Source organism: Anaerobacillus arseniciselenatis (assembly GCF_001865995.1).
GTDB classification, from domain to species: Bacteria; Bacillota; Bacilli; order Bacillales; family Anaerobacillaceae; genus Anaerobacillus; species Anaerobacillus arseniciselenatis.
Genome location: NZ_MLQQ01000018.1, coordinates 250683 through 276718 on the forward strand (window position 1 = coordinate 250683; position 26036 = coordinate 276718).

At 36.7% G+C, this 26036-nt stretch carries 30 protein-coding genes; 22 read left to right on the forward strand and 8 right to left on the reverse strand.

Annotated features, from left to right (window positions below):
* Positions 1-130: 130 nt before the first annotated feature.
* The 3 genes from BKP35_RS10130 to BKP35_RS19535 form a co-directional block, all read right to left on the reverse strand.
* On the reverse strand, positions 131-433 hold the full coding sequence (locus BKP35_RS10130) for a hypothetical protein (protein WP_071313221.1): 303 nt from the start codon (positions 431-433) through the stop codon (positions 131-133).
* 33 nt (positions 434-466) lie between these two features.
* A complete protein-coding gene (locus BKP35_RS10135; protein WP_071313222.1) occupies positions 467-694 on the reverse strand; it encodes a DUF1657 domain-containing protein in 228 nt (75 codons plus the stop codon).
* 99 nt (positions 695-793) lie between these two features.
* Positions 794-955, reverse strand: coding sequence for a hypothetical protein (locus tag BKP35_RS19535; protein WP_169819196.1), 162 nt, complete (start codon positions 953-955; stop codon positions 794-796).
* Between the two features lie 154 nt (positions 956-1109).
* Between BKP35_RS19535 and BKP35_RS10140 the strand changes: the two genes are divergently transcribed.
* From BKP35_RS10140 to BKP35_RS19550, 9 genes are all read left to right on the forward strand, one after another.
* On the forward strand, positions 1110-2471 hold the full coding sequence (locus tag BKP35_RS10140; protein WP_071313223.1) for a Na+/H+ antiporter NhaC family protein: 1362 nt from the start codon (positions 1110-1112) through the stop codon (positions 2469-2471).
* A gap of 1080 nt (positions 2472-3551) precedes the next feature.
* Complete coding sequence (locus BKP35_RS10145; protein ID WP_071313224.1) at positions 3552-4511, forward strand: DUF4097 family beta strand repeat-containing protein; 960 nt, start codon at positions 3552-3554, stop codon at positions 4509-4511.
* 423 nt (positions 4512-4934) lie between these two features.
* Positions 4935-6179 carry a BREX system ATP-binding domain-containing protein gene (locus BKP35_RS10150; protein WP_071313225.1) on the forward strand — a complete coding sequence of 415 codons (1245 nt, stop codon included), beginning with the start codon at positions 4935-4937 and terminating at the stop codon, positions 6177-6179.
* Between the two features lie 327 nt (positions 6180-6506).
* Positions 6507-7658 (forward strand): YibE/F family protein, encoded by a 1152-nt coding sequence (locus BKP35_RS10155; RefSeq protein ID WP_071313226.1) that lies wholly within the window; start codon positions 6507-6509, stop codon positions 7656-7658.
* Positions 7659-8063: 405 nt separating this feature from the next.
* A complete protein-coding gene (locus BKP35_RS10160) occupies positions 8064-8978 on the forward strand; it encodes a M23 family metallopeptidase (protein WP_071313227.1) in 915 nt (304 codons plus the stop codon).
* A 53-nt stretch (positions 8979-9031) separates the two neighbouring features.
* On the forward strand, positions 9032-9439 hold the full coding sequence (locus BKP35_RS10165) for a bactofilin family protein (protein ID WP_071313228.1): 408 nt from the start codon (positions 9032-9034) through the stop codon (positions 9437-9439).
* Positions 9440-9555: 116 nt separating this feature from the next.
* Positions 9556-9693, forward strand: a complete 138-nt coding sequence (locus tag BKP35_RS19540; protein WP_169819197.1) for a hypothetical protein — start codon at positions 9556-9558, stop codon at positions 9691-9693.
* Entirely contained in the window at positions 9693-9857 is a 165-nt protein-coding gene (locus BKP35_RS19545; RefSeq protein WP_169819198.1) for a hypothetical protein, read from the forward strand. Before BKP35_RS19540 ends, BKP35_RS19545 begins: the two co-directional genes overlap by 1 nt.
* A gap of 44 nt (positions 9858-9901) precedes the next feature.
* The gene (locus BKP35_RS19550) at positions 9902-10051 is read left to right on the forward strand and encodes a hypothetical protein (RefSeq protein ID WP_169819199.1); all 150 of its coding nucleotides are present in this window, start codon (positions 9902-9904) and stop codon (positions 10049-10051) included.
* 235 nt (positions 10052-10286) lie between these two features.
* Here BKP35_RS19550 and BKP35_RS10170 read toward each other — a convergent pair whose 3' ends face one another.
* Both BKP35_RS10170 and BKP35_RS10175 read right to left on the reverse strand, forming a co-directional pair.
* A complete protein-coding gene (locus BKP35_RS10170) occupies positions 10287-10490 on the reverse strand; it encodes a hypothetical protein (RefSeq protein ID WP_071313229.1) in 204 nt (67 codons plus the stop codon).
* A 257-nt stretch (positions 10491-10747) separates the two neighbouring features.
* Complete coding sequence (locus BKP35_RS10175; protein ID WP_071313230.1) at positions 10748-11053, reverse strand: DUF5634 family protein; 306 nt, start codon at positions 11051-11053, stop codon at positions 10748-10750.
* A gap of 214 nt (positions 11054-11267) precedes the next feature.
* Between BKP35_RS10175 and BKP35_RS10180 the strand changes: the two genes are divergently transcribed.
* The 6 genes from BKP35_RS10180 (at position 11268) to BKP35_RS10205 (ending at position 16614) form a co-directional block, all read left to right on the forward strand.
* The gene (locus tag BKP35_RS10180; RefSeq protein WP_071313231.1) at positions 11268-11459 is read left to right on the forward strand and encodes a YbxH family protein; all 192 of its coding nucleotides are present in this window, start codon (positions 11268-11270) and stop codon (positions 11457-11459) included.
* A 15-nt stretch (positions 11460-11474) separates the two neighbouring features.
* Positions 11475-11726: a sigma-G-dependent sporulation-specific acid-soluble spore protein CsgA gene (locus BKP35_RS10185; RefSeq protein ID WP_071313232.1), complete on the forward strand. Its 252-nt coding sequence runs from the start codon at positions 11475-11477 to the stop codon at positions 11724-11726.
* Between the two features lie 158 nt (positions 11727-11884).
* Positions 11885-12649: a nucleotidyltransferase domain-containing protein gene (locus BKP35_RS10190; protein WP_071313233.1), complete on the forward strand. Its 765-nt coding sequence runs from the start codon at positions 11885-11887 to the stop codon at positions 12647-12649.
* 134 nt (positions 12650-12783) lie between these two features.
* A complete protein-coding gene (locus BKP35_RS10195; protein ID WP_084031576.1) occupies positions 12784-13422 on the forward strand; it encodes an HAD-IA family hydrolase in 639 nt (212 codons plus the stop codon).
* 17 nt (positions 13423-13439) lie between these two features.
* Positions 13440-14768 (forward strand): purine-cytosine permease family protein, encoded by a 1329-nt coding sequence (locus BKP35_RS10200; protein ID WP_071313235.1) that lies wholly within the window; start codon positions 13440-13442, stop codon positions 14766-14768.
* 385 nt (positions 14769-15153) lie between these two features.
* Entirely contained in the window at positions 15154-16614 is a 1461-nt protein-coding gene (locus BKP35_RS10205) for a tryptophanase (protein WP_071313236.1), read from the forward strand.
* A 272-nt stretch (positions 16615-16886) separates the two neighbouring features.
* Here BKP35_RS10205 and BKP35_RS10210 read toward each other — a convergent pair whose 3' ends face one another.
* Complete coding sequence (locus BKP35_RS10210; RefSeq protein WP_071313237.1) at positions 16887-17441, reverse strand: manganese efflux pump MntP; 555 nt, start codon at positions 17439-17441, stop codon at positions 16887-16889.
* Between the two features lie 198 nt (positions 17442-17639).
* Between BKP35_RS10210 and dacB the strand changes: the two genes are divergently transcribed.
* A complete protein-coding gene (dacB, locus tag BKP35_RS10215) occupies positions 17640-19097 on the forward strand; it encodes a D-alanyl-D-alanine carboxypeptidase/D-alanyl-D-alanine endopeptidase (protein WP_084031577.1) in 1458 nt (485 codons plus the stop codon).
* Positions 19098-19190: 93 nt separating this feature from the next.
* On the opposite strand, the gene BKP35_RS10220 is transcribed toward dacB, so the two are convergent.
* The gene (locus BKP35_RS10220) at positions 19191-19469 is read right to left on the reverse strand and encodes a DUF1292 domain-containing protein (RefSeq protein WP_071313239.1); all 279 of its coding nucleotides are present in this window, start codon (positions 19467-19469) and stop codon (positions 19191-19193) included.
* 67 nt (positions 19470-19536) lie between these two features.
* Between BKP35_RS10220 and BKP35_RS20200 the strand changes: the two genes are divergently transcribed.
* From BKP35_RS20200 to BKP35_RS10230, 3 genes are all read left to right on the forward strand, one after another.
* A complete protein-coding gene (locus BKP35_RS20200; protein ID WP_084031578.1) occupies positions 19537-19746 on the forward strand; it encodes an alpha/beta fold hydrolase in 210 nt (69 codons plus the stop codon).
* A gap of 160 nt (positions 19747-19906) precedes the next feature.
* Positions 19907-20680 carry a CPBP family intramembrane glutamic endopeptidase gene (locus BKP35_RS10225; RefSeq protein ID WP_071313240.1) on the forward strand — a complete coding sequence of 258 codons (774 nt, stop codon included), beginning with the start codon at positions 19907-19909 and terminating at the stop codon, positions 20678-20680.
* Between the two features lie 259 nt (positions 20681-20939).
* Positions 20940-21197, forward strand: coding sequence for a hypothetical protein (locus tag BKP35_RS10230; RefSeq protein ID WP_071313241.1), 258 nt, complete (start codon positions 20940-20942; stop codon positions 21195-21197).
* A gap of 73 nt (positions 21198-21270) precedes the next feature.
* On the opposite strand, the gene BKP35_RS10235 is transcribed toward BKP35_RS10230, so the two are convergent.
* A complete protein-coding gene (locus tag BKP35_RS10235; protein ID WP_071313242.1) occupies positions 21271-22959 on the reverse strand; it encodes a methyl-accepting chemotaxis protein in 1689 nt (562 codons plus the stop codon).
* A gap of 391 nt (positions 22960-23350) precedes the next feature.
* On the opposite strand from BKP35_RS10235, the gene BKP35_RS10240 reads away from it, so the two are divergent.
* The 3 genes from BKP35_RS10240 to BKP35_RS10250 all read left to right on the forward strand — a co-directional run bounded on the left by BKP35_RS10240 (position 23351) and on the right by BKP35_RS10250 (position 25874).
* Entirely contained in the window at positions 23351-24409 is a 1059-nt protein-coding gene (locus BKP35_RS10240) for an SDR family oxidoreductase (protein ID WP_071313243.1), read from the forward strand.
* Positions 24410-24561: 152 nt separating this feature from the next.
* Positions 24562-24990: a DUF1284 domain-containing protein gene (locus tag BKP35_RS10245; protein ID WP_071313244.1), complete on the forward strand. Its 429-nt coding sequence runs from the start codon at positions 24562-24564 to the stop codon at positions 24988-24990.
* Positions 24991-24995: 5 nt separating this feature from the next.
* Positions 24996-25874 carry a DUF1028 domain-containing protein gene (locus BKP35_RS10250; protein ID WP_071313245.1) on the forward strand — a complete coding sequence of 293 codons (879 nt, stop codon included), beginning with the start codon at positions 24996-24998 and terminating at the stop codon, positions 25872-25874.
* The last annotated feature ends 162 nt before the right edge of the window (positions 25875-26036 follow it).

Sequence of the window (26036 nt, forward strand, 5' to 3'; positions counted from 1 at the left end):
AACAATAATCCCATAAAAACAAGCCATTTATTAACCTAATTTATAGTAAAAGCAACAATCTTTACGAAAAGAGCCTTTAATAAAAAACGGTTTGCCTCGTCATGAAGCAAACCGTTTTTTACAATTAAAATTATTGTTGTTGATTTTGCTGTTGTTGTTGTTGCATTTGTTGCTGTTGTTGGTTAGCTTGTTGAACTTGTTGTGTAGCTTGTTGTAGCTGTTGCTGCGCCTGTTGTAATTGTTGTTGCTGTTGTGGCGAAGCTTGCTGAGAAGCTTGCTGAACTTGCTGCTGAGCTTGTTGTAATTGTTGTTGAGCTTGCTGCAACTGTTGTGGGTTTGCTTGTTGTTGAGCTTGTTGAATTGCTTGCATCGCTTGTTGAGCAGCTTGCTGAGCTTGTTGAACTTGTTGTTGGTTTTGTTGTTGATTCGGCATTTTAAAATTCCTCCTTAGATTTAACGCGATTAATTATTGCTTTTGATTAGGGTCTTGGTTTTGCTGAAATTGCGGTTCTTCTTGTAACACTTGGTTGTAGCGAGTTTCAAGTTGCTGGACAATTGTTTTTTGCTGTTGTGCTAAGTTTTGAAACAATTGTTTTGCTTGTTGATTTTCCGTTTCAAGACTAAACTGTGTAAGGCTCGCCTCAACACTTTGTGCAGAAGATAACGCTTGTTGAATTTGAGTTTGAACAGTCAAAACTTTCCCCCCTTAAAAAGTAGTTAACCAAAAAGGCAACACCTTTAATGTGCTAAAATTTATATTTTTTTATGCACTGATTAAAATATATTTTTTATTTTAATCTTGGATTTTCGTCGTAGCTCTTAATGTGACAACCTTAGTATAGTCTCCACGTTTTTTTTCTTCAGAAGTAGCATTTTCACTTAACTCTTCATCATCATCAATTCCAGTGGCAATCGTCGGTTCATTTTCATAAACGCTTTTTTTTAGATCTTTCATTATATTGTCCTCCTTTTTCCAAGTTTCTTTTAGTTTTTTGTTTTTGAATTGATTAATACTGGAAAAATTTAGATTTACCTTCAGAAAGTGATTGATCACTTTACTGTCCCCATATACAATGAAAGATGTTGAAGTTTGGAAATGGGGGACCTCTATGAGAGACGCAATTTTAACGTTTTTATTTATTGTTACAAGTTTGACTTTAGCGGCGGTTTTGCAAATCCCATTGTTTATTGGCTTTGCAGTTGGGTTGGCGCTGGTCATTATTTTAATTTATCTAAAAGGATTTACTACTAAAGATATAATACTTGCCAGCCTTGATGGGATAAAAAGAATCAAACCTGTTTTAATTATATTGGCATTAATTTCAGTGCTTATACCGGCTTGGATTATAAGTGGAACGGTTCCTACGATGATCTCTTACATCGTCCGTTGGATCGAACCGAATTGGATTTTATTATTTGCTTTTGTCATTACAGCTGTGACTTCATTTATTTTAGGCACCGCCATCGGTACGCTGGGTTCACTAGGAATTATAGTTATCGGGGTTGCAGTTACAGTTGACGTCCCGATCGCGCTTGTCGCTGGCGCTCTCGTCTCTGGGGCTTTTGTAGGTGATCGCTGTTCACCGCTGTCTTCAATTTTTCATTTAGCTTCCAACTCCGTCGAGGTTGATCCTAAACAACTTTTTCGAAACATGTTACCGACGACGATATTAATGGTTTCGTTTTGTCTCATTTTCTATTTTGTACTCGGTTTTACGATTGAGCCTAAAGAGGTGATGGAAAACAGTGTAGTTACAGCACTTTTAAAAGAAAATTTTTACATATCAATACTGACATTGTTACCGATTGTTATTTTGTTTGGTAGTATTTTGTTAAATGTTAAGACGATCCCAGCATTAGCTTTAGGGGTATTAACAGGTATTTTTGTGGCCTTATTCGTCCAAGGAGAATCCCTCATCAGCGTTTTACAAAGTTTAGGATTCGGTTACCTTCAGTCACCGAAAGGCTTAGAGGAAATTTTAAGAGGTGGCGGATTTTTTAATATGGGAGAATTATTTATCTTTATTACACTTGCGAGCATAATGAACGGTTTATTAGATCGAACGCAAATCTTTCAGCAGTTTATGAAGAAGATGTTTGAAAAAGCATGTACATTGACCAATTATACGATCCGAACAGTAGCCATCGGGATTATTTTTGCGATCGTGGGCTGTAACCAAGCGTTTCCGGTAATGTTAACGAGCCGTTCCTTAAAAAATACTTGGACAGCTGCCGGCTATAAGAGGAGTGACTTAGGTAGAGTCGTTTGTGATTCTGCGCTAGTTACTTCTGGATTGGTCCCGTGGAATATGGTGGCGATTTTATCTGCGGCAGCCATTGGAGTCGCAACATTGGACTATGCTCTTTATGCCGCGTTTCTTTGGATCGGCCCCATCGCGACGATCATCGTCAGTGTGAAGCGCTCGAAACAACATAAGGAATATAGGGGCAATCAAAAAGTTGCCACATAATAATAACGGGTTCGGTTGAGTGGGAGAAAAGGAATGGCACTATAATAAATGAGTATGCAGTATCACGTACTTCGTATTATTGGGGGAGTGAGCAGTAAAACAGGGGTTGATTGCAAATTAGTGTAAGTGCCTGAATTCAGTGTTGGCACTCAAGTTCGGCCACTTATCCTTAGTGTAACTGCCCTAATCGTACTCTACATCACCTAAAGGGCACGTAAGAATCTCTCGCGCGCCCGAACGAAGTGTCACTTCACCCAAAAGGTAACGCGAGACCTTCTCGCGTGCCCAAACGAAGCGTTACATCACTCAAAAGGTAACGCAAGACCTTCTCGGGTGCCCGAACGAAGCGCCACTTCACCCAAAGGTAACGCGAGACCTTCTCGCGTGCCCGAACAAAGCGCCACTTCACCCAAAAGGTAACGCGAGACCTTCTCGGGTGCCCGAACGAAGCGTTACATCACCCAAAAGGTAACGCGAGACCTTCTCGCGTGCCCGAACGAAGCGTTACATCACCCAAAAGGTAACGCGAGACCTTCTCGCGTGCCCGAACAAAGCGCCACTTCACCCAAAAGGTAACGCGAGACCTTCTCGCGTGCCCGAACGAAGCGTTACATCACCCAAAAGGTAACGCGAGACCTTCTCGCGTGCCCAAACGAAGCGTTACATCACTCAAAAGGTAAAGCGCACCTTCTCGCGTGCCCCAACCGAGTGCCACATTCATCAAAAGGTCACGCAAAATCCTTATCATGCCCACAGTACATGTCCGCCCAATTACTGCACACTCCCCCCATACATTATCCATATTTAATTTACCAAAGCATTAGTAAAGCAATTACGCATTCAATGTGGTAAGAGGCTATCGCAATATAATACGCCTTAAGTCTTATCAAAAATATATCTTAGGTTTATTTTGGAAATGCACAAAACTAGATATGATAATAACAACAAAGAACATTCATCACTTAAAAAAGATATTGTGCAACGATCTTGCCATTGTGTATGATGATGAAAAGAGATGATTTTCCGTTTTTATCCAAATATATTTTCGTTTAAAAAATAGAAAAGAAATGGGGAGAAAAAATGAATAGGGCTGCATTTTTGGGGATCGCACTAATAGCAATTGGTATATTTGCTTTAGTTTTTAATTTTAATCAACCAGTTTTTAGTACGTTTACAAGTAGTACAATCGAGATTAACGAGAAAGAAGTCATTGATGGTAAAAATATCGAAACAATTGATGTAAATGTTTCTTCACCAAGTGTCTATCTTATACCGACAGACAGTAACGAAATAACGGTTGAATTAATAGGAGAGATCAGCGAAAAAACAGACTTCGAATTTGATGTAACTTCCAGAAATAACAAATTAGATGTCTATGTAAAAAATAGTACTACCGTCTCTGGATGGTTTAACTTCAGTACTATGACAACAAATCTGCAACTTGAATTACACATTCCAAGAAAAGAATATAACAAGCTCAATGTCCATTCATCATCAGGAAGAATCACACTCAACGACTTACATGCAAAAAACGTTGAGTTAAGAGCAAGCTCTGGAAGAATTGAAATTTCAAATGTAACTGCTGAAAGCGAAATTAACTTGCAAACTTCAAGTGGTCGAATTGAAGCGGTAAACAACACTGCAAAATCGCTACAAGCTCGTGCAAGTAGTGGTAGAATTTTAATCAATGGTCAGATTTCAGAACAAATATCTCCTTCGACTTCATCAGGATCAATTGTATTGGAAAACTTTGAAGGTGACGTTAGTGCAGCAGCTAGTTCTGGTCGTGTTTCCATCATAAATGATCAATTAGTTGGCGATATTAATGTATCAACATCAAGCGGTCGTGTGGAAATTGATTTAAAAAATGCACCGACATCAGCGCTCATTGATTTCCAAGGAAGCTCTGGTAGAGGGTCGGTAAACCTTCCTGGACTAGATTTTGAGGAAAAATCCAATAACCGCGTTTACGGTACCATCGGAGCAGGAAAATATGAAATTAAAGTTCGAACTTCATCAGGACGATTTGAATTAAATTAACTGCTAAAAAAAGTACCAAATTGTCACAATTGAGTGAATTTCATAATTACCAATAACGAGCCACATCACACGTTATATAGTTTGCGAATGGTTTTAACGCAACTATATATTGATCTTTGTGGCGAAAATAATGAATTATGAAATTCATTAAATTACAAATGTGATCAAATACCGTTTCAGGTTCATGCTGGGCGGTATTTTTCTCTCCTCACGCAAAACCACCGTAGAGTAATCATGCGGCGCAACCTTCCATCTTTCTACCTAACCAACAAACCACAAACCACAAACCACAAACCACAAACCACAAACCAACAACCCAACTAACCTACAAAAGAATTAGTCTTTTCGAACTATTTGCAGGATAATTGCACTTTTTGTCGAATTGTTAACATAAATGTGTCTGCTTATTTAGGGGGTTAAACAATGATTCAAAGTTGCGAACAAGCTAAAGCAAGCTTATTAGCTTTAAAAAACGGGGTTGTTCCAGAAACTGTTGCGACATTTGGGATACAACGCGATGAAATATTAGAAGAGTTTCATCAACTTTTGCAACTAGTCCAAAATGACAACGGCATGATGAAGTTTATTGTTGGCGAATACGGTAGTGGGAAAAGCTTTATGCTAAAGCAAATGGAGAATCTAGCTCTCGAACAAAATTACGTCGTTGCCAACATTCAAATAGAAAAAGGGGTTCGTCTTAACGATTTTCAAACCCTTTATTACCATATAATGCATAGCTTAACAACAAAAGGAGCAACAACAAACAAAACGAGTTTTCAAGACTTATTTACCAATTGGCTCCGTTCATTGAAGGATCAAGATCAAGAAAGTTCTGCATTAGCGATTCAAAGTTTAATTTCAATGTTAAATGACTATCATTCATCCTATTCTAGAGCCTTACTCTTTTACATTCGGGCGCGTATTCAAAATGATCATGAGTTAGCCAATGCCGTAACCTCTTGGCTAACTGGCGAACAAAATATCCCTGCTTCGATCAAAAAAAGATTTGAAGTTGTCGGTAAAATTGATCATACGAACGCGATGGACTTTATGAAAGCGTTTATAAAATTAGTCAAATTACTCGGTTATAATGGCTTAATTATACTCGTCGATGAGCTTGAAGTCGTTATGAGTTACCGGTCCGATATTCGTATGCAAGCCTACCAAAATTTACGTTACTTAATCGATAACTCCTACAATAACCAATTAAGTAATTGTTTATTTGTTTTCGCCTCTACCACAGATTGGTTAGAGAATGAAGAGAAAGGCCCGAAAAGTTATCAAGCGTTATTCCAAAGGATCGGTGAAGGTGGAAATGGGAACAAAAAAGATATAAGACAACCGATCATTCGCTTAAAAAAATTAAATGTAAACGAAATCCAACGATTAACGAAAAATATTGTTGAGCTATTTAACCAAGCTTACGATTTTAAGTTGAAAATTAGTCAACAATCTCTACAAAATTGGGTGCTACTTCTCTTAAAAAAAGAGGGCATAGAAATCAATGATATAACAGTGCGTTCATACGTCATTAAATTAATTGAAGTGCTTGATTTATCAGAGCAAAATCCTAATAGTATAATGTTCAAAACAGAATTAAAGGCCGTTACTGACGGAGATACTGTTAGATACGTACAAAAAATGCGCGCAAAAGCAGAAAAGATTTAAGTGTATTTTAAAGTACTTTAATGAATTTCATAATTCATTATTCCGTCACTAAGTTCAATATATAGTTGCACCAAAATACTTTGCAACTATATTTTGTCTAATGTGACTTTTTTTGGTAATTGTGAAATTCACTCACTTAGGTGTAATTAAATATTTTTAAGGAAAACGTAAAGAATTATTAGTCTTTACGTTTTTTTTATGAAAACTCTCCCACATTATGCATTTCTATTAAAACTCATCATAATTCAATAGATATATTAATAAGATGAATTAAAAGGAAAATTACTAGATTCCATCGCAACTTCTCTATTGAAAGGATGAGTAAACGTGAAAAATAAATGTCAATGGCTTCTATTAATCATATTTTTCATTAATAGCTTTATAAATATTGATCGTGCAGAGGCTACGTCTCAAACAGAAAATTCTATTGAAACGATATTTCCGACAGCTAGAGTGCTCGAAATTGTCGAGGAAAATAAAGATGACTACGATCAAAGCGGCGTTCAATACGAACACCAAGTGGTGAGAGCACAAATTTTGTCAGGAAAATTTAAAGATCATATCATCGTTACAACGAGTGAAAATTATCGTTTTTCGAGCAAAAACGATAAAGACTTTTGGATTAAAGAAAACGAAAAAGTTGTTGTCCAGTTAAATGTTTTCAACGATGAAATTGTTAGAGCAGAAATCATGAGTCATACGAGAGATGTTCCGACATTTTTCTTAGTGACGATTTTTATCGCTCTATTATTATTTTTCGGAAGAAGACAAGGCTTTAAAGCATTGATTTCAATATCACTTACACTTTTACTTATTTTTAAGTTTATGATCCCATATTTATTTATGGGACACTCACCAGTATATTTAGCAATCATTACCGGAACAGTTGTCACCTTAATTACCTTTTTGTTAGTTAGTGGATTTTCGAAAAAGACCGTTGCTGCAACTATTGGGACAGTTGGTGGATTAGCTAGTGCAGCTGTAATTTCTATCATCTTTTCACAAGCGATGAAACTAACTGGGTATCATAGTGACGATGAACGAGTTCTTCTTTCAATCTCTAATGAAATTAGCTTTGATATGCAAGGCATTCTACTTGCGGGGATTATTATCGGTGCACTCGGGGCGATCATGGACGTCGCTATTTCAATTGCATCATCGATGGAAGAAATTAGAAAGACGAATCCGCAGATCACAAAAGCGCAACTATTTACATCAGGTATGAACGTCGGTAAAGATATAATGGGGACGATGGCTAACACGTTAATTCTTGCCTACGTTGGCGCAGGTTTACCGTTATTAATTACATTGTACGGTTACGAAAGTACACTTTCGCAAATAATTCATATGGAATTTTTAGCCGTAGAAATACTACGAACTGCGGCTGGTAGTATCGGCTTAATTTTATCGATCCCAATCACCGCATTTGTAACGTCAATCTTAATAAATAAAAGTGTTGAAAGACGACAGACACGTTAAGTTTTATACGAGAAGAGAAATCAAAACGGCGAAATGATTCCTCTTCTTTGTTTTTTACACGAAAAAAAATCGAAAAAGCATTCTGAATTTTAAATGGTTGCAGACTACCGTCCTAGGCTGTTTGAATGAAAAAAGGTGGGTGTTTTGCGAACGAACATCTGAGATTCGTTAAAAGGTCAAGGTGAACTGAGGGAAAGCACCCGTCTTTTCATATTAGATGGATGACGATAAATCGTCATGAACTTTTTTATAAAAAAATAGATTTTATCTTTTTTATTTTTTGAAAGATTGGTAGAATTAACCTAGTAAAAGTTTTGTCGATTGTTGTTGAATAACAAGCGATAAGCCTAGCTTAATTTTATTGAGAAAGGGGGAAGCCTAAAGCAAATTTGCTTAGGGAATAATTTGAGCAATAAAAAATCATGGACGATCATATTATCGTCAGGTCCTCAAGCACCTATTAAACAATTTCAGCTCCGGAAGTTAGTATTTTATTTTTCTCTTGGCTTTGTACTTATGTTATTTGTTGTTATTGCAGGATTGTCGTTGTCTTTAAATGAAGTCACTACCGAAAAACAAAATTTAGCTGTTAAACTGGAAAACACAACTGCTGAAATGGAAAAAGTAAAGCAAGATTATCTTGTTTTGCAACAGGAAGCACTCACCGTGCAACAGTCTATCGAAGAATTTAAACAATTAGAAGAACGTATTACTAACCTAAGTTTAGATATGCCGATTGATTTAGATCCAGATGCTCAAGATGGAAGTGGTGGACTACAATTTCCAAAGCAATATGAAGAGCAAGTTCAACAAACTTCACCAATGTTAGAAGAAATTAAACGAGAATTACCTGACCTCATTGAAAAGTTTGAAGATGCGTTCACCCGTTTATCGCAATACGAACAAGATCTTAGAACGGTTCCAACGATCATTCCTGCTGAAGGACGTATTACTTCAAGGTTCGGAAACCGAAGAGATCCGTTTAATTGGAATACTCGGTTTCATTCTGGTATCGATATTGCGGCTCCGTTAAACACCCCGATTTATGCGGCTGCAGATGGCACCGTTGTTATGGCTCGAAATAACGGTGGGTACGGGCTAACCGTAGTTATTGATCACGGAAGTACATATGAAACGCTTTATGCTCACTTAAACCGAATTGACGTTGAAGTTGGCGATAAAGTGAAAAAAGGTGATACCATCGGTGGCATGGGAACAACCGGTCGTAGCACTGGCGTTCATTTGCATTATGAAATTAAGCGTGATGGTGAACATATTGATCCATACTTATATATGACATTTCATGAGCGAAGTCAATAAAAAGCAATGCTGTGCAAAACTAATGGAGGTGAACCAGCGAGTAGCTGGAACATATGTTTTCTAAAGGTAATGAAAAAAAACTAGCAGAAATTTCTACGATTATCGGTGTAGAAACAACGGTGGAAGGTACACTTAATGTCGACTCAAGCATACGTATTGATGGGAAAGTGTACGGAGAAATTAAGTGTACCGGAGATGTCACGATTGGCAAAGAAGGTTATGTTGAAAATACGGTGACTGCCCGAAATTTATTAATTGCAGGAAGTGTAAAGGGAAATGTGAATGTGGAAAACAAAATCCATATTTATGAAACAGGCTCTCTTGATGGAAAAGCAGAAATGAGTTCAATTGTCATCGACGAAAATGGCTACTTCCGTGGCGAAAGCCTGATGAAAAACCAAAATGAAGTAACTAACGTTAAAGATATTGATAAAGCTAAATCAAAATCGAAGGCAAATTAAATCTGGAGTATGAATTAGTAAAATAATTCATACTCCTTTTTTTATTTTAAAAAATGCATGAAACTCACTAAGCTTTGGTACAATAACTCAAAAATTAATGAAAAGGTGGAATAAAGATGAAACATCGGGATTTAAAAGAATATAAAGTAACGCGTGGCTATGCAAAAAACAGTGGAATAGAAGCAACTTACGAATACACGAGCGGAAACAAAACAAGTAAAAACAGTGGTATAAAAGCTAGGAGGTCTAAGTAATGAAAAAGAAACTATCCGCGAAAACAATAAATCAAGACGAGAAATGTATAAGTGATGAACAAGAAGATAGGCTTGATCCTGAAATGAGCCTACAGTCCGTTAATTTTGCTCCAAAAGAAAATTCCTTGTTAAATGAATACGAGGATAACGACACGATCGACTAAGGAATACTAAAACCTGATTAAACATTTTGGAAAGGGTGTATTTTTTGAATAAAAAAAATAATCGTAAACGTGAGCATAATAAAACTCAAAACAATGAAGAACATGAATTTTCAGAAGAGCTTGCAGATGGTGGAGAACGTAATGAAGTCATAAAAAAACAAGAAAATCCCACTCGAGGAGTTCGCCTAATATAACTTTAGTGACGACAATATGAACGTTGTATGGGAAAGATTGCTAAAATCAAAGCTCCGTGCTAAATTTATAATATTCAATATATTCAACTGACAATATTTTACGAACTGAATTTTATCGATCACAACGCTCAAAAACTACAGACGACCTACCCTTACTATAGAGCATTAGAGGGGTAGGTCTATTTTTTTGTGTGTTTTCAATGAGTTTCATCATCGTTCCAATGCCACAAATACTTTAGCGATGACTCACACTTTGTTTTGAAGCGGCCTCATGTTTTGCCATTTCAGCTTCAATTTTTGCTACTTCTTCTTTTGCTTTTTTATCAGCCTTTTTTAATTTATATAACGTTATATTGACGGCAATAAACAGCAAGGCCATCATGATATAGGCGTAACCGAATCCACCTGCAGCTTTATCAGGAAACGTGAAAATATCCATAGGTAAACACTACCTTTCAATATATGTAACTTTATTATACTAAGAATAGTGTTTTCGTGCGAACAATTACGTTCCAAAAAAATTCCCAGTATAGTGAAAAGGTAGTTTCCGCTCTTGATTACTTAAAGGCTTTTTTCCTTTCCTAAATCAAAATCAATTTTTAATTCCACTAGAATACTACGTATTGTTAGTTAAGTTGCTCTCACCTAAATGCAGATGGATGTGCCTGATTTATTGGTTTTATGAAATTTACTCACTTAAAAACCCATTTCAAGATAATTAAACACATCATCTAAATTGTCGTAACCTCTAGTATCGACCTCATCACTTTCAATCGCCCAGCTTTTTTCCAAGCGAGCTAAATTTCCATTCTCGTCCTTTTCAAACGGCATATGGATCATAAATACTTCACCATTTTTTCTCACTGTATAGCCAAGGTAAAAGCGATTACCTTCACCTTCTTCTTCAAAAATACCGATATCATCGAGATCATATTTTTCTAACATATGCTTTAACGTGTCATTCATTTCACTAATTAGCGCTTCTCTTGATATGTTGTCCATGTTCATCCACCTTTCAAATCATTCTATCTTTAATATGGTTAAAATCAGTAAGAAATATTTAAAACAGAAACATACAATAAAAATTTCACATTAAGACATAATAAAAATATCGTAAATTTAATGAATTTCATCATTCGATATTATCGTCATTAAGTAGATATGGCTCAATATAGGTAATTATGAAATTCACTCGAGAACAAAGGAGTTGGACTTTGTGGGAGCAATTGAACGTAATGGCTATCGCTTTGAACCAGAATACAGTGTCATTAATCAAAATGGTGCCGTTCATGTAACGAGAGATGGAGACTTTATAGAAGAAATTAAGTTTCAATTCGAAGGAGAATCTCCGGCACCGAGCCAAATTGAAGAAATCGTTGATACATATTGCGAAAAAAATAATATATAACGGGGGTTAATTTTCATGGATGTAACATTAGGATATTTACGGGAATCATTATCAAACTACACGGAGAAATACGAAAGCTGCCAAGGCATATATCAAAAATTAAAAGAAAACCAGTACAAAAACGAAGGTGATTTTGTCGATGATTTAAACGAAGCGGAAATGGCTGTTTTAGACCTCGTCTTAAAAAATGAAATTCAGTACGCAAAAAATGAGCAAGACAAAAAACGGGCCCATGAACTAAGTGAAGTTTACGAACTATTATTTTAAAACAAAGCTCTTAAAGCAAGCTGTATGATAAAATAAAGGCAGTGTCTAAGGCGACACTGTCTTTATCATTTTTTAAAATGTGCTTTTTTCGCAAGCATTTTAGCTTTTTTATTGACGGAAAATAAACTTTTAGAAAAAAGCCTTAAAGGTGGTGTAGCATGAAAACGACAATTTTAAAACACCTCTCGAAAATTGAAGCTGATCATGATATCCGAATTTTATATGCTTGTGAAGCAGGAAGTAGAGCATATGGTCTTGCAAATGAGAACAGTGATTATGATGTTCGTTTTATATACATTCATCGCATCGATTCGTATTTATCAATTAATAAAATGGAAGATGTTATTAACGCCCCTATTAGTGATCTATTAGATATCCATGGTTGGGATTTTAAAAAGGCTTTACACTTATTTGAAAAGTCTAACCCGAGCCTTTTAGAATGGCTCCATTCACCAATCATTTATATTGAAAATAGTAACGTGATTGACCAATTGCGTGAATTAACAAAAGATACGGTTTCACTACGTGCCGTAGGCTATCATTATTTACATATGGCTAAACGAAATTATCAGCAAATCGACGCAACGAACGCAAAATCGTATTTAAACGTACTTCGACCTATTTTAGTTTGTCTTTCTATAGAAAAAAATAGAGCTTTTCCACTACTTGATTTTCAAAAGCATGTTGTAGATATTTGTAGGGACAAAGAGGTTGAGCGGGAAGTCAATGAACTTGTGAAGTTGAAGGTAAGGCAAGAAGGAAGACCGAACTATCAAAGATTAAATGTATTCATCGAGCAGGAGATTGCTTTTATAGAAGATATTGTAAAACAACTACCGGCCCAAACGAACGATAAGATGACGCATATACTAAACTGTATTTTTAAAGAAACATTAAAGAGCGTCTGGAAACTGAAATTTTAGTCATAAGGGAGTGAATTTCATAATTACCAAAAAAGAGTCACATCAAACAATATATAAAGTGTTTTGCTGCAACTATATATTGATCTTAGTGACGGGAATAATGAATGATGAAATTTATTAAAGGAGATTTTATTTTGAAAAAATATATTATTTTTGATTTTGATGGGACGTTAGTAGATTCAAAGGATCTTTCGATAAAAATCATTAACCAATTAGCTGTAAAATATAAATTTGAACCACTTAGCTCTAAAAAAATTGAGGCACTTCGCAAGCTTTCAATCGTCGAGAGGTGTCGTCAACTCAATTTTCCGATTTATAAAATTCCTTTTGCTGCGCTAGAGTTTTTAAGCCGGTATCGAAACTCAACAGGTCAACTAGCGCTTTTTGACGGGATAAAAGAATTGCTTGACCGCTTGAAAGCACACGGTTACGAACTTGCGATTATCTCATCTAATTCAGAAGCAACGATTAAAGATTTTCTATTGAAAAATAAGATTGACTCGATTGGCGATGTGATTTGTTCACAAAATATTTTTGGTAAAGATCAAGTATTAAAAACCTTTTTAAAAAAGCACCGGTTGAAACGGTCTCAAGTGCTTTATGTCGGCGACGAATTGAGAGATATAGTTGCGTGTAAAGGAGCAAATATAAAAATCATTTGGGTGAGTTGGGGCTTTGACGCCATTGAAGCGACTGAAAAACACCCTCCAGATTACGTCGCCCATCGGCCAAGTGATATTTTTAAGATTGCCAAAATCGCATTAAAAGTTTAATAGAAAAGAGGGAGCACATGGGGGAGGTACAACTTCAAAACGTTGAGAAAAAGCAAGTGATCGAACGTTACGGGTTAGAAGCAATACCTAATCATTTACGGACGACAACAAGCTTGGAATATACAACAATTCAAATTGCCATATCTGTGAACGCTGGTAACGTTCTAGTTCCTGCTTTAGCGGTGTTACAAGGGGGGCTTTCTTTCTTTTATGCCGTCGTATCGACAATGCTTGGTGCGGGACTCGCATTTTTATTCGTATCTTTTTTAGCACTGCCTGGAGCAAAATATGGAATACCGGCGCAATATGCGATCCGCTCGATCATGGGGGTAAAAGGGGCTCGTTACTTAGCTTCACCAGTTCGGACGCTTACTTCGTTATATTGGTTTAGTGTTCAAACAATCGGTGGTACATATCTTTTAAAAGAAATCCTTGAACGGTTTGCAGGAATTCAAATTCCATTTATTCCGTTGGCACTAACGATGGCAACAATCATGGCGGTACTCGCACTAATCGGTTTTCATGCGGTGAAGAAGGTGACAAAATATTTCCTACCGGTGTTGTTTTTAGGTGGGGTCGTAATGTTGTATATTTTTATTACTTCTGCCGAATCTGGCAAGACCTTTACAGATGTTTGGACAAAAGAAGGGACGAATCAAATAAGTACGATGCTCTTTTTTGCTAGTCTCGCTTTTGTGCAATATGTCTCAGGTGTAAGTGCTGCATCTGACATGACGAGATATGCTAAATCATCAAAGCATGGTTTTTACGGCTTATTTGTTGGTAATATGTTCGGGTTTATGCTCACAGCAATCCTAGGTGCTTATACGGCAACACTCGCGGGTAGTTGGAACCCATATGTCGTCTCGACGCAAATGACAGACTCAACGTTATTTATTGTGATTATTTTTGTAGCTGCGATGGCGTCGATGATTTCGATAAATTTAGCGAATGCCTATATCGGTGGCTACAGTCTTTTAAATAGTATCCCGAAAGTAGGAAGAGTTAAAAGCGCAATTATTTTCGGTGTCGCTGCGATTACATTGAGCGGTTTTCCTACATTAGTTGATGAAGCGCAAGTGTATATTTCACTTTTAGGTGCATTCGTCATCCCACTATCAGCGGTGATCGTCACTGACTTTATATTAGTGAAAAAACGAAGCTTATCAGCAGATGATTTTGAAAAGATTGCTAGTGAAAGCTATCATTATAATGTGAAAGGGTTTATTTGCGTCGCCATCGGAATGATCATTTATTTGTTATTACCAGAAAGTTGGTCGCCAGGCTTTGTAACGTTCGTTTTAACAGGGCTGTTGTATTTTTTGAGTGAAAAGTTTGAGTTTTGAGTGAAGAGTTTTGAATTTTGAGTGTTGAGTTTTGAGTTGTGAATGAAGAGTGTTGAGTGTTGAGTTGTGAAAGTTACTCGATGAAGCTTAATACGAACCTTGTTGGATGGTGCTCAAGGATGAAGTGAGTGAAATGCTCTAGGGCTGAGTGTGTTATTTGTTTGGATTATTTGTTTTAAGCAAGGTTTGATGGCGGTGGGTTTTTCGTCCGGTTTTATACTTTTTTCCAGGGAACGATTGAGTTGAGATCGTTCTCTTTATTTAATTTTAAAACTTTAATGCATAAACGCGTTAATTTGTGTTGCTATCCTGATCAGCTAAATGTATAATTGAACCAATATCAGAAAATTCCAAACTATAAAAGTATTTAGCAGGAGGTTATGTTATGTCGGAAGTGAAGTTTTTTTATGGTGATGCAGTTCCTCTAGAGATGCATAAAGTACGTATCGTTCAAAAGTTAAACCTATTACCGATTGAACAACGTCAGGAGGCAATGGAAAAAGCGGGTTATAATACGTTTTTACTACAAAACCCTGACGTTTTTATGGATATGCTAACGGATAGTGGTGTTAATGCTATGAGCGATAAGCAACAAGCTGCGATGATGCAAGCTGATGATAGCTATGCTGGCTCTGAAACATTTACACGACTTGATGAAAAAGTAAGAGAAATTTTTGATACCGAATATTTTTTACCATTACACCAAGGCCGCGCATGTGAAAATCTTCTATCAAAACTTTTCGTTAAACCGGATACGATTGTCCCGATGAATTACCATTTTACAACATCAAAAGCTCATATCGTTATTAATGGAGGAAAGGTTGAAGAAATTTTTATTGATGAAGCATTGAAGATTAATAGTGAACACCCGTTCAAAGGAAATATGGATATCGATAAACTGAAAGCACTTATTGCTATAAATGGTGCAGAAAAAATATCTTATGTACGAATGGAAGCTGGAACAAACTTAATAGGTGGGCAACCTTTTTCTCTAGAAAATTTACAAGAAGTCCGTCAAGTTTGTGATGATCACGGATTAATGATTGTGCTAGATGCTAGTTTACTAGCTGATAACCTTTACTTCATTAAAGAGCGCGAAGAACAATGTAAAGAGATGACGATTAAAGAGATTACAAGAGCGATATCTAACCTTTGTGATATTACTTATTTTTCTGCAAGAAAATTAGGAAATGGTCGTGGTGGCGGAATTTGTACGAACAATAAAGAAGCATATATGAAAATACGTGAGTTAATTCCATTATACGAAGGGTTTCTTACATACGGAGGAATGTCGGTTCGTGAAATGGAAGCGATTACGGTCGGCTTAGAGGAAACGATGGATGAGAATATGATTAACCAAGCACCGCAATTCATTGCTTACATGACAAATGAACTTCAAAAAAGAGGGGTACCGGTAATTACACCTCCTGGGGGATTAGGTTGTCATCTCGATGCGAGCGCGTTTCTAGACCACTTACCACAAACAAAATATCCGGCTGGAGCACTAGCAGCAGCACTTTATATTGCTAGCGGGATCCGTGGAATGGAGCGAGGAACATTATCTGAGCAAAGAGATGAAGATGGTATCGAAGAATTAGCCCATATGGAACTCGTGCGTCTCGCAATGCCTAGAAGAGTATTTACACTTTCTCAAATCAAATATGCCATCGATCGAATTACTTGGCTATACGAAAATCGTAGGCTTATCGGTGGATTGAAATTTGTTGAAGAGCCAAACGTATTACGCTTTTTCTTTGGCACATTAACAACAGACTCCAATTGGCCAGATGCTTTAGTAGATAAATATCGTCAAGATTTGGGGAAAGTTTGTAATCTTTTTTGTTAAAATACACTTGATGTTTGTCCCCATTCAACAAAAATGATCATATTAGTAATAAGAGTGATCCGTGCGTACTCTAACTTTATACGCACGGATATTTTTGCTAATAATCCATAATACTGAGTATAGAATTTTTAAAGGGGTTACCGATAATCGGTTTGTATCAAAATAAATAAACGATGTACAATGAGAGTGTTACAAAATGTTAGGTCACCACTGACAAATATTTTTTACAATCTGCTAATGACGCTTATAATGGTGGTGCATTTCGAACACCTTCATACATCTTTAAAAAACAAAACGACCACTGCCAACAGTATAAAACATGCCCCAGAAAAAAACTCAGCATAATCCCGTACGACTTTTACACTGACCTTCCCGGCAAAAGTCGAACCGAGCCACACGAAAACCAAACTAGTTAACCACGCTAAAACGCTCGTTACTATGATTGGAAAATCGGTTAATCCCCCTGAAAATCCAGCAGCAAACGAATCAATTCCAAGGGCTAAACCTAAAATAATCGCTGCCTTCCAACCAATCTTACTGGCAGTTGGATTCGGGTCGTCTGCTTCGGGAACTTTAAAGCCTTGCCAAATCAACCAAATCCCAATCCCAGCTAAAACAAGTGAGGCAATGTATATAGCCCAATTCCCAGGGATGTATTCCGCAAGTTCGTCTCCAATCAATAAACCTGCAGCCATCGTAACCCCTGATAAAATTGAAATGATCCAAATCACCCGCCACGGAATTTTCCCTTTTATCCCTAATGAAAAACCGACGCCAAGGTCGTCTAAATTTGATGCCACTACTAACACGATGATTTGCCAAAACAAAAGCTACCACCCCTTCGTACCAACTTTTCCACTTAAACTATTTATAAAAGAATTGGATATACCTACAATAGAAAATACACAAAGAATTACAGCGCCAATCACGCCAACCGCAAAAAGCACAAGATGAATGATCCTTACTTCTCATAACCATACTATCATCAAGGATAAGTAAATCCTAGAAAGAAAGGAAGATATATCATTTGTAAAAAAATTATCATTTCACTGATCACGATTTTATTTTTTATTAATATACAAATTGCAACGAGCTATAGTCAAGAAACGGTTACATTTGAAAAAAGTTTAAATGATTTTTTACAAAATGATGCTCGTTTATCTAATGTTCTAGCTAGTGTAAGTGTTCGATCTGCCACAACCGGTGAATTGATTTATAACTACAATGGTGACACTTTGTTACGTCCTGCATCCAATTTAAAACTGCTCACAGCAGCTTCAGCATTATCGGCATTAGGGAAAGAATATACATTTAGTACTGAAATTTATACTGACGGAAAATTAAAAGGGAAAAACCTGAAAGGTAATCTTTATATAAAAGGAAAAGGCGACCCTGCTCTTTTACGATCTGACATTGATCAAATCGTGCATATTTTAAAAAAACAAGGGATTGAAAAAATCCATGGTGACCTTATTGCAGATGACTCCTGGTATGATGATGTCCGTTATTCGATCGATTTACCTTGGAGTGACGAAACCATGGGTTACGGAGCACAGATTTCAGCTTTAACGTTTGCGGCCAAAAAGCATCACGACCCAGGGACAGTGATCGTTAAGGTTCAGCCTGGAAAATCGGTAGGTAAAAAAGCTTTAGTAACTGTAGAGCCTCACACTGAGAAAATAAAAATCATTAACGAAACAATAACGGTTACCGAAAAGGGACAAAACACTCTCACTATTAACCGCGAACACGGAACTAATACAATCGTTATAAATGGGGAGATCCTTCTTAACGATGAGATGATTGAAAACTCTATATCTGTTTGGGAGCCAACCGATTTCACCTTATATTTATTCAAACTGTCTCTAAAAGACCACGGCATTAAGCTAACTGAAAAAATGAAAAGAGGTGCAACACCAACTGAAGCTACGATGTTAACTAAACACTCATCAAAGCCATTGTCACAACTCATTGTCCCGTTAATGAAACTCAGTAACAATGCTTATGCGGAGATGTTCACAAAAGAAATGGGGAAGAAGATCCACTGGGAAGGAAACTGGGAAAAAGGATTAGAAGTCATCGGTGCTGAACTCGAAAAACTAGGTTTAGACCCAAATCAACTTTTTTTAAGAGATGGTTCCGGTATTTCACACGTCAACTTAATTTCTACTAATCAAATTTCAAAATTGTTATATGAGATCCAAAGGCAAGAGTGGTTTCCGCTTTTTTTTGATTCCTTACCGGTCGCTGGGTCTGAGGATGAGCTAGAAGGAGGGACGTTAAGATACAGATTGAAAGGTACTTCGACTTATCGAAATGTTCATGCAAAAACAGGGACACTGACGACCGTAAGTTCGATCTCTGGTTACACGAAAACAAAGGCTGGTGAAATACTGACATTTTCGATCATCTTAAATAATTTAATCGACGACTATTCTGGAAAAAGTATCGAGGATCAAATTGTTACAATTTTAACGAAGTAGGGGGGTGTCCCCAAAAAGTTGGCCCCAGCAATTAGCGACTTTTTTTAGTACTAAGCTAGGGCTGATTCCCTTTTTGTGACACTTTATTTATTTTTAATGATGATGATCTTGACCGTTTGTTTCTGCAGGATTAGCATCCACGGCAATTTGGTACGCATCTAAAATCGAATCTCTTTCAACGGGATCTGTAATTCCAACTAAATATTGCTCATCTTCATTTTCTTCAATTCTCATAAGTAGCGTTTCTTCATGACTACGTAGAAGCGCATATGAATTTTCCTCCATATCAAATAGAGCTTCAACGTTATAATCCTCCACATTACCTTCATCATCTTCAATCGTTATTTTATCACGTAAGTGCTCGTTTTCCATTGGTCCACACCTCTCATTTAAAAGTTCGTTTTAATTTTCCCTTACAAGCCTCACTTAATGCTGTGATTTGGATGTAATAATTTGTCTGTGGTCTAGTCGCGATGCAAAAAGAGGGAGTTTAGCAAACAATTGTGATAATCTTTTAAGTTTAGATCGTTTTGTAGATGAGTTAGATCAAGTGATCGCCCACTTTAATTTAGAAAAAGTACATATTTTAGGGCACTCGTGGGGCACGACATTAGCTGCCGCTTATTATTTAGCAATGGTTTTTTTATGAAAAATTGGCCTTACTTACTAGCAATATTATTGGTCTTTTCTCTATATACGATGCGACAAAGAAATTATAATAGAATAATAACAACTGATTCAACGATATGTCGTTGCGAGATATTTTAACGAAACTACAGGAGATGTTGAATAAATAAGGGGAAATTGACGTGATAGTTAAAGAAGCGAATGTAGCCTATAAAATTAACGAGCCACTGAACGAACAAAAAATCGATGAAAAGAATTCTTATCACGATTTTGCAAATTTAATGACGACAGTTTTAATTGTTTTTTCCTTATACACTTTAACCTTAATTCCACTTCGAAGTTTTGTCGAACATTTTGGAGTTTCAACGTTTGTCGATATCGCCTTAATTGCAATTTTTACAATCGTTATCTTTATATTTATAAAAAAGAGTAGATACTCATTAGCGACTTTCGGATTGACACTAAGTAAATGGAAAATCCACGTCCGGGAGGCGACGCTCTTGACGCTTCCGATTCTTATTTTCTTCTTGATTTTAAAATGGGGACTTATTACGTTTGTCTCAGCGTACTCACATATTCGTTTATTTAATTTAGGCGCAGCGTTTACTGATATTGAGTTTACGTTGACGATCTTTCTCGGAACTGTGCTTATTTACATTGTTTTCTGTTTCATACAAGAATTTATCGCAAGAGGCGGGCTACAATCGGCGTTTCAACTTTTGCTTCCAAACGGAAAAGGGAAAACGTTTAAAGCAATTTTGCTTTCTAATTTATTATTTGCCGTGGCGCACACTCATATTGGAACGGTATTTGCTTTAGCGGCATTTATTCCTGGACTGTTTTGGGGTTGGATGTATGCACGTCAAAAGTCGATCATCGGTGTTAGTGTTTCTCACATATTAATTGGGGTATGGGTATTGTTCATCTTAGGTTTTTCGGAGTTTATAAATAATTAACCCGTAATTATTACGGACATGAGAGACCTTATTTCAATAATTTATTTAATTTTTGGTATTTGGCGGACACCAGAGCCCTTATTCCCTCTAAATCAACAGTTTTTGCTTCGTTTTTTGCAAAATAAGGCCCCTCATGTCCGGTTATTCTTAAAATTACGTTTTTTTGGTGAAATAAGGGCTCTGGTGTCCGTTTAGATCAGAATAATTTTAAGCGAAAAAAGTCAGAATATAGATACAACATTTTTTAGGAGGTTTGAAAATGGAGCAGCCTGGACTAACTTATTTTGAGAAGCTTGAAAAAATTTATGTATTAACAGAAACTGGACAAATGCTTCGTGAAAAAATGACACAACTCCAAAACAATAATGAACCTTACGAGCATATTCAAGAAGATTTAAATAAAATTGAACAAGAAATTAGTGCTTATACGAACGGTGCTGCGATTCATGACTTAGACTTTTCGAACATTTCCTTAGTAAATCCTGCATTATATACAACCTTTGAAGATTCCTATTAGACAAATGAAGGCTTTTCGCAAGTTGTGGCGAATAGCCTTCGTTTTTTATAAAGAAAATATATAGTGGAGATTATTATACTTTGAAGCTCATTACTAGTTCTTGTAATTCTTCGGCCATGTCTGCTAATTGGTTCGCTGAATGAGAAACTTCTTCCATCGAAGAAAGTTGTTCTTCTGCGGCTACAGATACTTCTTGCGATTGTCCAGTAATTGAATGGTTTAATTTTCGGACATCATTCATCGCTTTCGTTACTTCATCAGAGCCAGATGCTAGCTGTTGTGCCGCAGCAGAAACGTCTTGCATTTGTCCTGCTGTATTATTGACGGCCTTTTGAATTTTCTTGAAGGCTTCACCGGTCTGGTTTACAGCTGTTACCCCTTTATTTACTTCATGTGCACCACTATCCATGGCCTCAACAATTGCAGCAATTTTTAGCTGAATTTGTTCGACGATCGTTGATATTTGCTTTGTTGATTTTGTTGATTTTTCAGCGAGTTTGCGAACTTCATCAGCGACTACTGCGAAACCTCTACCAGCCTCACCTGCTCTGGCTGATTCGATCGCTGCGTTTAAAGCGAGTAAGTTCGTTTGGTCAGCGATATTGTTAATTAGATCTACGATTTGACTAATTTCTTTCGATTGAACTCCGAGTTCTTCTACCATTTTTTTAGAATGTGATACTTTATTATTAACAAGCCCCATTTGCTTAATGCCATCTTTAATTTTTGCACTTCCTTCGTCCGATAATTGTTGAACATCAGTTGCGGACTCGGTTACTGCTACGACATTGTTAGTAATTTGTTGAATGCCTACAGCCATTTGCCCGACCGTCTGATTCGTTTCATCGACGTGGTCAGATTGGTTTTGTAAATTTTCCGATACGTTCGTAATGCTTAAAGCAATTTGGTTCGTTGCTGAAGACGTTTGCTCAGCACTTGCCGATAATTGTTCAGAAGATGCTGATAGATCATTTGCTGAGTCACTCACTTTAAATATCATATTTTTTAAGTTATCGTGCATTTTATTAAACGATTCCGCTAACCTTCCTAGCTCATCACGATTTTTAATTTGCAATGTTTCTCCTGTTAAATCGCCATTGGCGATTTTTTCAGCGCCGTTAGCTATTGCTAAAACTGGCTTTGAAATTTGTTTACTAATGATATATGTGACAGCAGCTGCGAATAATAAAGCAATCGTGCTTACAATGAGTAACGTAGAAATTAAGGTGACCATACTACTGTTCACTAACTCACGAAAATCATCTTTCATCATTTGTTGGTATTGTAAAAATTGATTTGAGGTTTCAGCGAATTTTATGATGATTGGACTGCCTTCATTTTGTAGTAGGGAGATCATGTCATCTGTGCGTTCTTCTTGTTTCATTAAGATGGCTTCGTTTGCGATGACCTCATATTGCTCTTGTAATTGATTTAATTGAGCTAAATAATTAGCTCCAGTTTCGTCAACGATTCCTTCTAAATGATTGCTTAATTCATTGTAGTTGTTAACGGCTAATTGAAATTGATCGATATAATATTCATCACTATCAAGCAAGTAACTACGAACCGTTACTTGTTGGTCTTTGATTTCAATAATCATTTGTTGAACGAGGTCCTCTTTTAAAACGCGGTCATCGAGTAACTCTTCATACAAAGAATTGACATTGTTAGTTTCATAATAACTAAACCCGGCAATTCCAGCGATGAACAAAATGAGAGCGAAAAAGCTAAATGACAACTTTTTAGCTACTGTTAACTTCATCTAAATACACTCCTTTTAATAAGTGGGTTGCGTCACTATTTCACCTCCCTTAAAGGATGAGACGATAAAACGTTTTAATATCAACGTATACCATATTTAATTCAAAAGACCTAAATGTGTATAGTGAGGCAGTTGAGGTTTTTCAAAAAAAAACTACAATTTTTGTTTAAATAAAAAGATGGGTATTCGGGCAAGTAATATGCCTTGGTAGTTTATAAAGTGTTCGTTAATTGGCTAGTAGAAAGATGTAAAGGAACTATAGCTTAATAGGGTACAGGTGTTTATAACCGTTTTTAACAATATTATTCATATAGTAGGAAATACTGTGGTGGGTCGTAGATTTGTGATAAGATTAATAGCATAGAAATACAGAGAAGGACTGATTACTAGTATGAACGTATTCATTACCGGAGCTACAGGATTTTTAGGAACTGAACTCGTAAAACGTTTAGTGAACGAGGGACATAATGTCTATTTATTAATCCGCAATCGTAAAAAAGCTAATAGTTTACTAGAAAAGATAAATTTTGAGCAGCAAAAGCATGTAAACTTTTATGAAGGAGAACTAACTTCTGAAAAATTAGGCTTAAGCTCTAATGACTTAATAGATTTAAAAAATAATATCGATATTATTTTCCATACGGCAGCTTATTTATCGTTTGATGACTCTTTAAGAGATGATATTTTTAACGTTAATGTCGAGGGGACGAGACAAGTATTAAATTTTGCTCAAACGATCGACTGTAAAAAGTTTATTCATGTCAGTACGGCTTATACTTTAGGGAATCGTACGTTAGGTAAAGAGGAACTTTATCCTTTGGATTCGGAATTTATTAATGCGTATGAAGAAAGTAAATGTCACGCTGAACACCTTGTCATGTCGTATGGAAACTATTTTGACGTCACGATTATGCGTCCAGCAATTATTGTCGGTGATTCTAAAACTGGACAAGCAAACACAACCTTTGGTTTATATGGCGTCTTGAAAACGATTCAGTTGTTAAAGCGTCGAGCAAAGAAAGAAGGCTATGAAACGGATGTTCGTTTGTTAATGAATAAAGCAACTGTATCTAATTTAGTTCCTGTTGATTATGTGATAGATTCGCTTGTACTAGGGATGTATTACAGCAAAACAAAAACTATTTATCATATTACGAATAGTCAACCGCCGACGAACGAATTGGTCGTTGATGTTGCTAAAGATGTCCTCGAATATCAGTCGATTTCATTAGCGAGCGAAAGTGAAATCCCTAGTTTTACACCACTAGAGGCAACGATTAATAAATCACTTCACATGTTTAAAGATTATTTAAACCGAACGATTCAATTTGATGATGAAAATATGAGAGAGTTGTTACGATATCATAGTGTTAGCACTTTGGACATGGATGAAGGAATGCTTTATCGGATTATTAGTGGTTTTGAAAATAAAAATCTTGTTTTGAAATAAGGTTTAAGGTTAATGAATTTCATGATTTAATATTGTCTCCATTAAGTAACTATATGTAATTGCTCGCAATTACATATAGTTTAATATGGCTCAACATAGGTAATTATGAAATTCACTCAGGTTAATAGAAAAATCAAGCTTTTCAAAGGGGGATGGGGGCAATCCGTACGTTACGCGGGCATCATTTATTATGTGTGCACGGTTTTCAAGGAATGGGCTATAGTGATGATTTTGTCAAGTTAATGGAGGCGATCGTCGCCGAAATTAGAAATGAACAGATAGATTTTCCAGTTCAGGTGGTAGCTAGCTTAGATGATGCCTGTGGTGCTTGCCCACATAACGGTGGTACCATTTGTATCTCAAGTGAAGGATCAGATCAACATGTGAAAACAATGGATCAAAAAGTCATCGAGCATCTTCAACTACAAGCAGGAAAAACTTATCAAAAAAGTGATTTAATACAATTAACAGCTAAACGAGTCGAGCCTGATGATTTAGACCACTTATGCCACGGCTGTAGCTGGCTCTCTTACGGAGTTTGTAAAGCAGGAATAGCAAAATTAAATAAACTTAAGAGGTGATTTGATTGAAGACGCCAAAAGATTTAGTTGCTACATTTTCGATTGTCGGTTTTGATCCGGAGACCGAAGAATTAGGAATTGCTGTACAATCGAAATTTTTAGGAGTAGGAGCGGTTGTTCCTTGGGCTGCGGCAGGTGTTGGTGCTGTTGCAACCCAATCATACGCGAACACTACATACGGACCAAAGGGGCTTGAATTAATGGCTTCCGGTAAAACCGCCCAAGAAGCGATCGATCATTTAATTGCTGCAGATGATGACCGGGCGTTACGCCAAGTAGGGATCGTTGACGCGAAAGGGAACGCTGCTACTTTTACAGGGGAAAAATGTTTTGACTGGGCTGGTGGTATGACTGGAAAACACTTTGCAGCGCAAGGAAATATCTTAGTTAGTGAAGCTACAGTGAAAGCAATGGCAACAACTTTTGAAACAGCAACTGGTACATTAGCTGAACGCCTACTTGCAGCGTTAGATGCTGCCCAAGAAGCAGGAGGAGATTCTCGCGGAAAGCAATCAGCAGCACTTCTAGTTGTTAAAGAAGAAGGTGGTTATGGCGGTTTTAATGACCGTTCAATTGACCTACGTGTTGACGATCATCCTGACCCAATTAAAGAACTTATGCGTATTTATGATTTGCAACAATTGTACTTTAGTAAACCAACAGAAGCTGATGTAGTTGAAATTAATGAAACGATCTTAATGGATATGAGTAAAGCGCTGGCTTCTTTAGGGTACTTAAAAGAACAAGTCGAGACGATCGAGGAGTTAACGAAAGGGCTAGACAATTTTATTTTAACTGAAAATTTTGAAGAACGTCAGCAACCTCAAGGGAAAATTGATCAAAAAGTGTTAAATTTCCTATTGAGTAAAAGTAGAATGTTATAGCGTATGGAACTTGGTTAAAAGGCCAAGTTCTTTTTTTTGGTTAGGTTTGTGGAGGTTGGTGAGCCGAAAGTTGGAAAGTTGGAAAAGGAATACGGAATTATTACATGGAAGATGTTGATAGGTGTTTCATGGGGGGGCTTGATCATATTAAGCAGGAAAATG

What these genes read in the sequence shown, in the direction of transcription:
- BKP35_RS10185 (WP_071313232.1), top strand. Translation starts at nt 11,475, where the DNA reads ATGGATGTAACATTAGGATATTTACGGGAATCATTATCAAACTACACG.
- BKP35_RS10220 (WP_071313239.1), bottom strand. Translation starts at nt 19,469, where the DNA reads ATGGAAAACGAGCACTTACGTGATAAAATAACGATTGAAGATGATGAA.
- BKP35_RS10235 (WP_071313242.1), bottom strand. Translation starts at nt 22,959, where the DNA reads ATGAAGTTAACAGTAGCTAAAAAGTTGTCATTTAGCTTTTTCGCTCTC.
- BKP35_RS10205 (WP_071313236.1), top strand. Translation starts at nt 15,154, where the DNA reads ATGTCGGAAGTGAAGTTTTTTTATGGTGATGCAGTTCCTCTAGAGATG.
- BKP35_RS10230 (WP_071313241.1), top strand. Translation starts at nt 20,940, where the DNA reads ATGGAGCAGCCTGGACTAACTTATTTTGAGAAGCTTGAAAAAATTTAT.
- BKP35_RS10240 (WP_071313243.1), top strand. Translation starts at nt 23,351, where the DNA reads ATGAACGTATTCATTACCGGAGCTACAGGATTTTTAGGAACTGAACTC.
- BKP35_RS10170 (WP_071313229.1), bottom strand. Translation starts at nt 10,490, where the DNA reads ATGGATATTTTCACGTTTCCTGATAAAGCTGCAGGTGGATTCGGTTAC.
- BKP35_RS10245 (WP_071313244.1), top strand. Translation starts at nt 24,562, where the DNA reads ATGGGGGCAATCCGTACGTTACGCGGGCATCATTTATTATGTGTGCAC.
- BKP35_RS10145 (WP_071313224.1), top strand. Translation starts at nt 3,552, where the DNA reads ATGAATAGGGCTGCATTTTTGGGGATCGCACTAATAGCAATTGGTATA.
- BKP35_RS10140 (WP_071313223.1), top strand. Translation starts at nt 1,110, where the DNA reads ATGAGAGACGCAATTTTAACGTTTTTATTTATTGTTACAAGTTTGACT.
- BKP35_RS10130 (WP_071313221.1), bottom strand. Translation starts at nt 433, where the DNA reads ATGCCGAATCAACAACAAAACCAACAACAAGTTCAACAAGCTCAGCAA.
- BKP35_RS10190 (WP_071313233.1), top strand. Translation starts at nt 11,885, where the DNA reads ATGAAAACGACAATTTTAAAACACCTCTCGAAAATTGAAGCTGATCAT.
- BKP35_RS10165 (WP_071313228.1), top strand. Translation starts at nt 9,032, where the DNA reads ATGTTTTCTAAAGGTAATGAAAAAAAACTAGCAGAAATTTCTACGATT.
- BKP35_RS10200 (WP_071313235.1), top strand. Translation starts at nt 13,440, where the DNA reads ATGGGGGAGGTACAACTTCAAAACGTTGAGAAAAAGCAAGTGATCGAA.
- BKP35_RS10175 (WP_071313230.1), bottom strand. Translation starts at nt 11,053, where the DNA reads ATGGACAACATATCAAGAGAAGCGCTAATTAGTGAAATGAATGACACG.
- BKP35_RS19535 (WP_169819196.1), bottom strand. Translation starts at nt 955, where the DNA reads ATGAAAGATCTAAAAAAAAGCGTTTATGAAAATGAACCGACGATTGCC.
- BKP35_RS10150 (WP_071313225.1), top strand. Translation starts at nt 4,935, where the DNA reads ATGATTCAAAGTTGCGAACAAGCTAAAGCAAGCTTATTAGCTTTAAAA.
- BKP35_RS19545 (WP_169819198.1), top strand. Translation starts at nt 9,693, where the DNA reads ATGAAAAAGAAACTATCCGCGAAAACAATAAATCAAGACGAGAAATGT.
- BKP35_RS19540 (WP_169819197.1), top strand. Translation starts at nt 9,556, where the DNA reads ATGAAACATCGGGATTTAAAAGAATATAAAGTAACGCGTGGCTATGCA.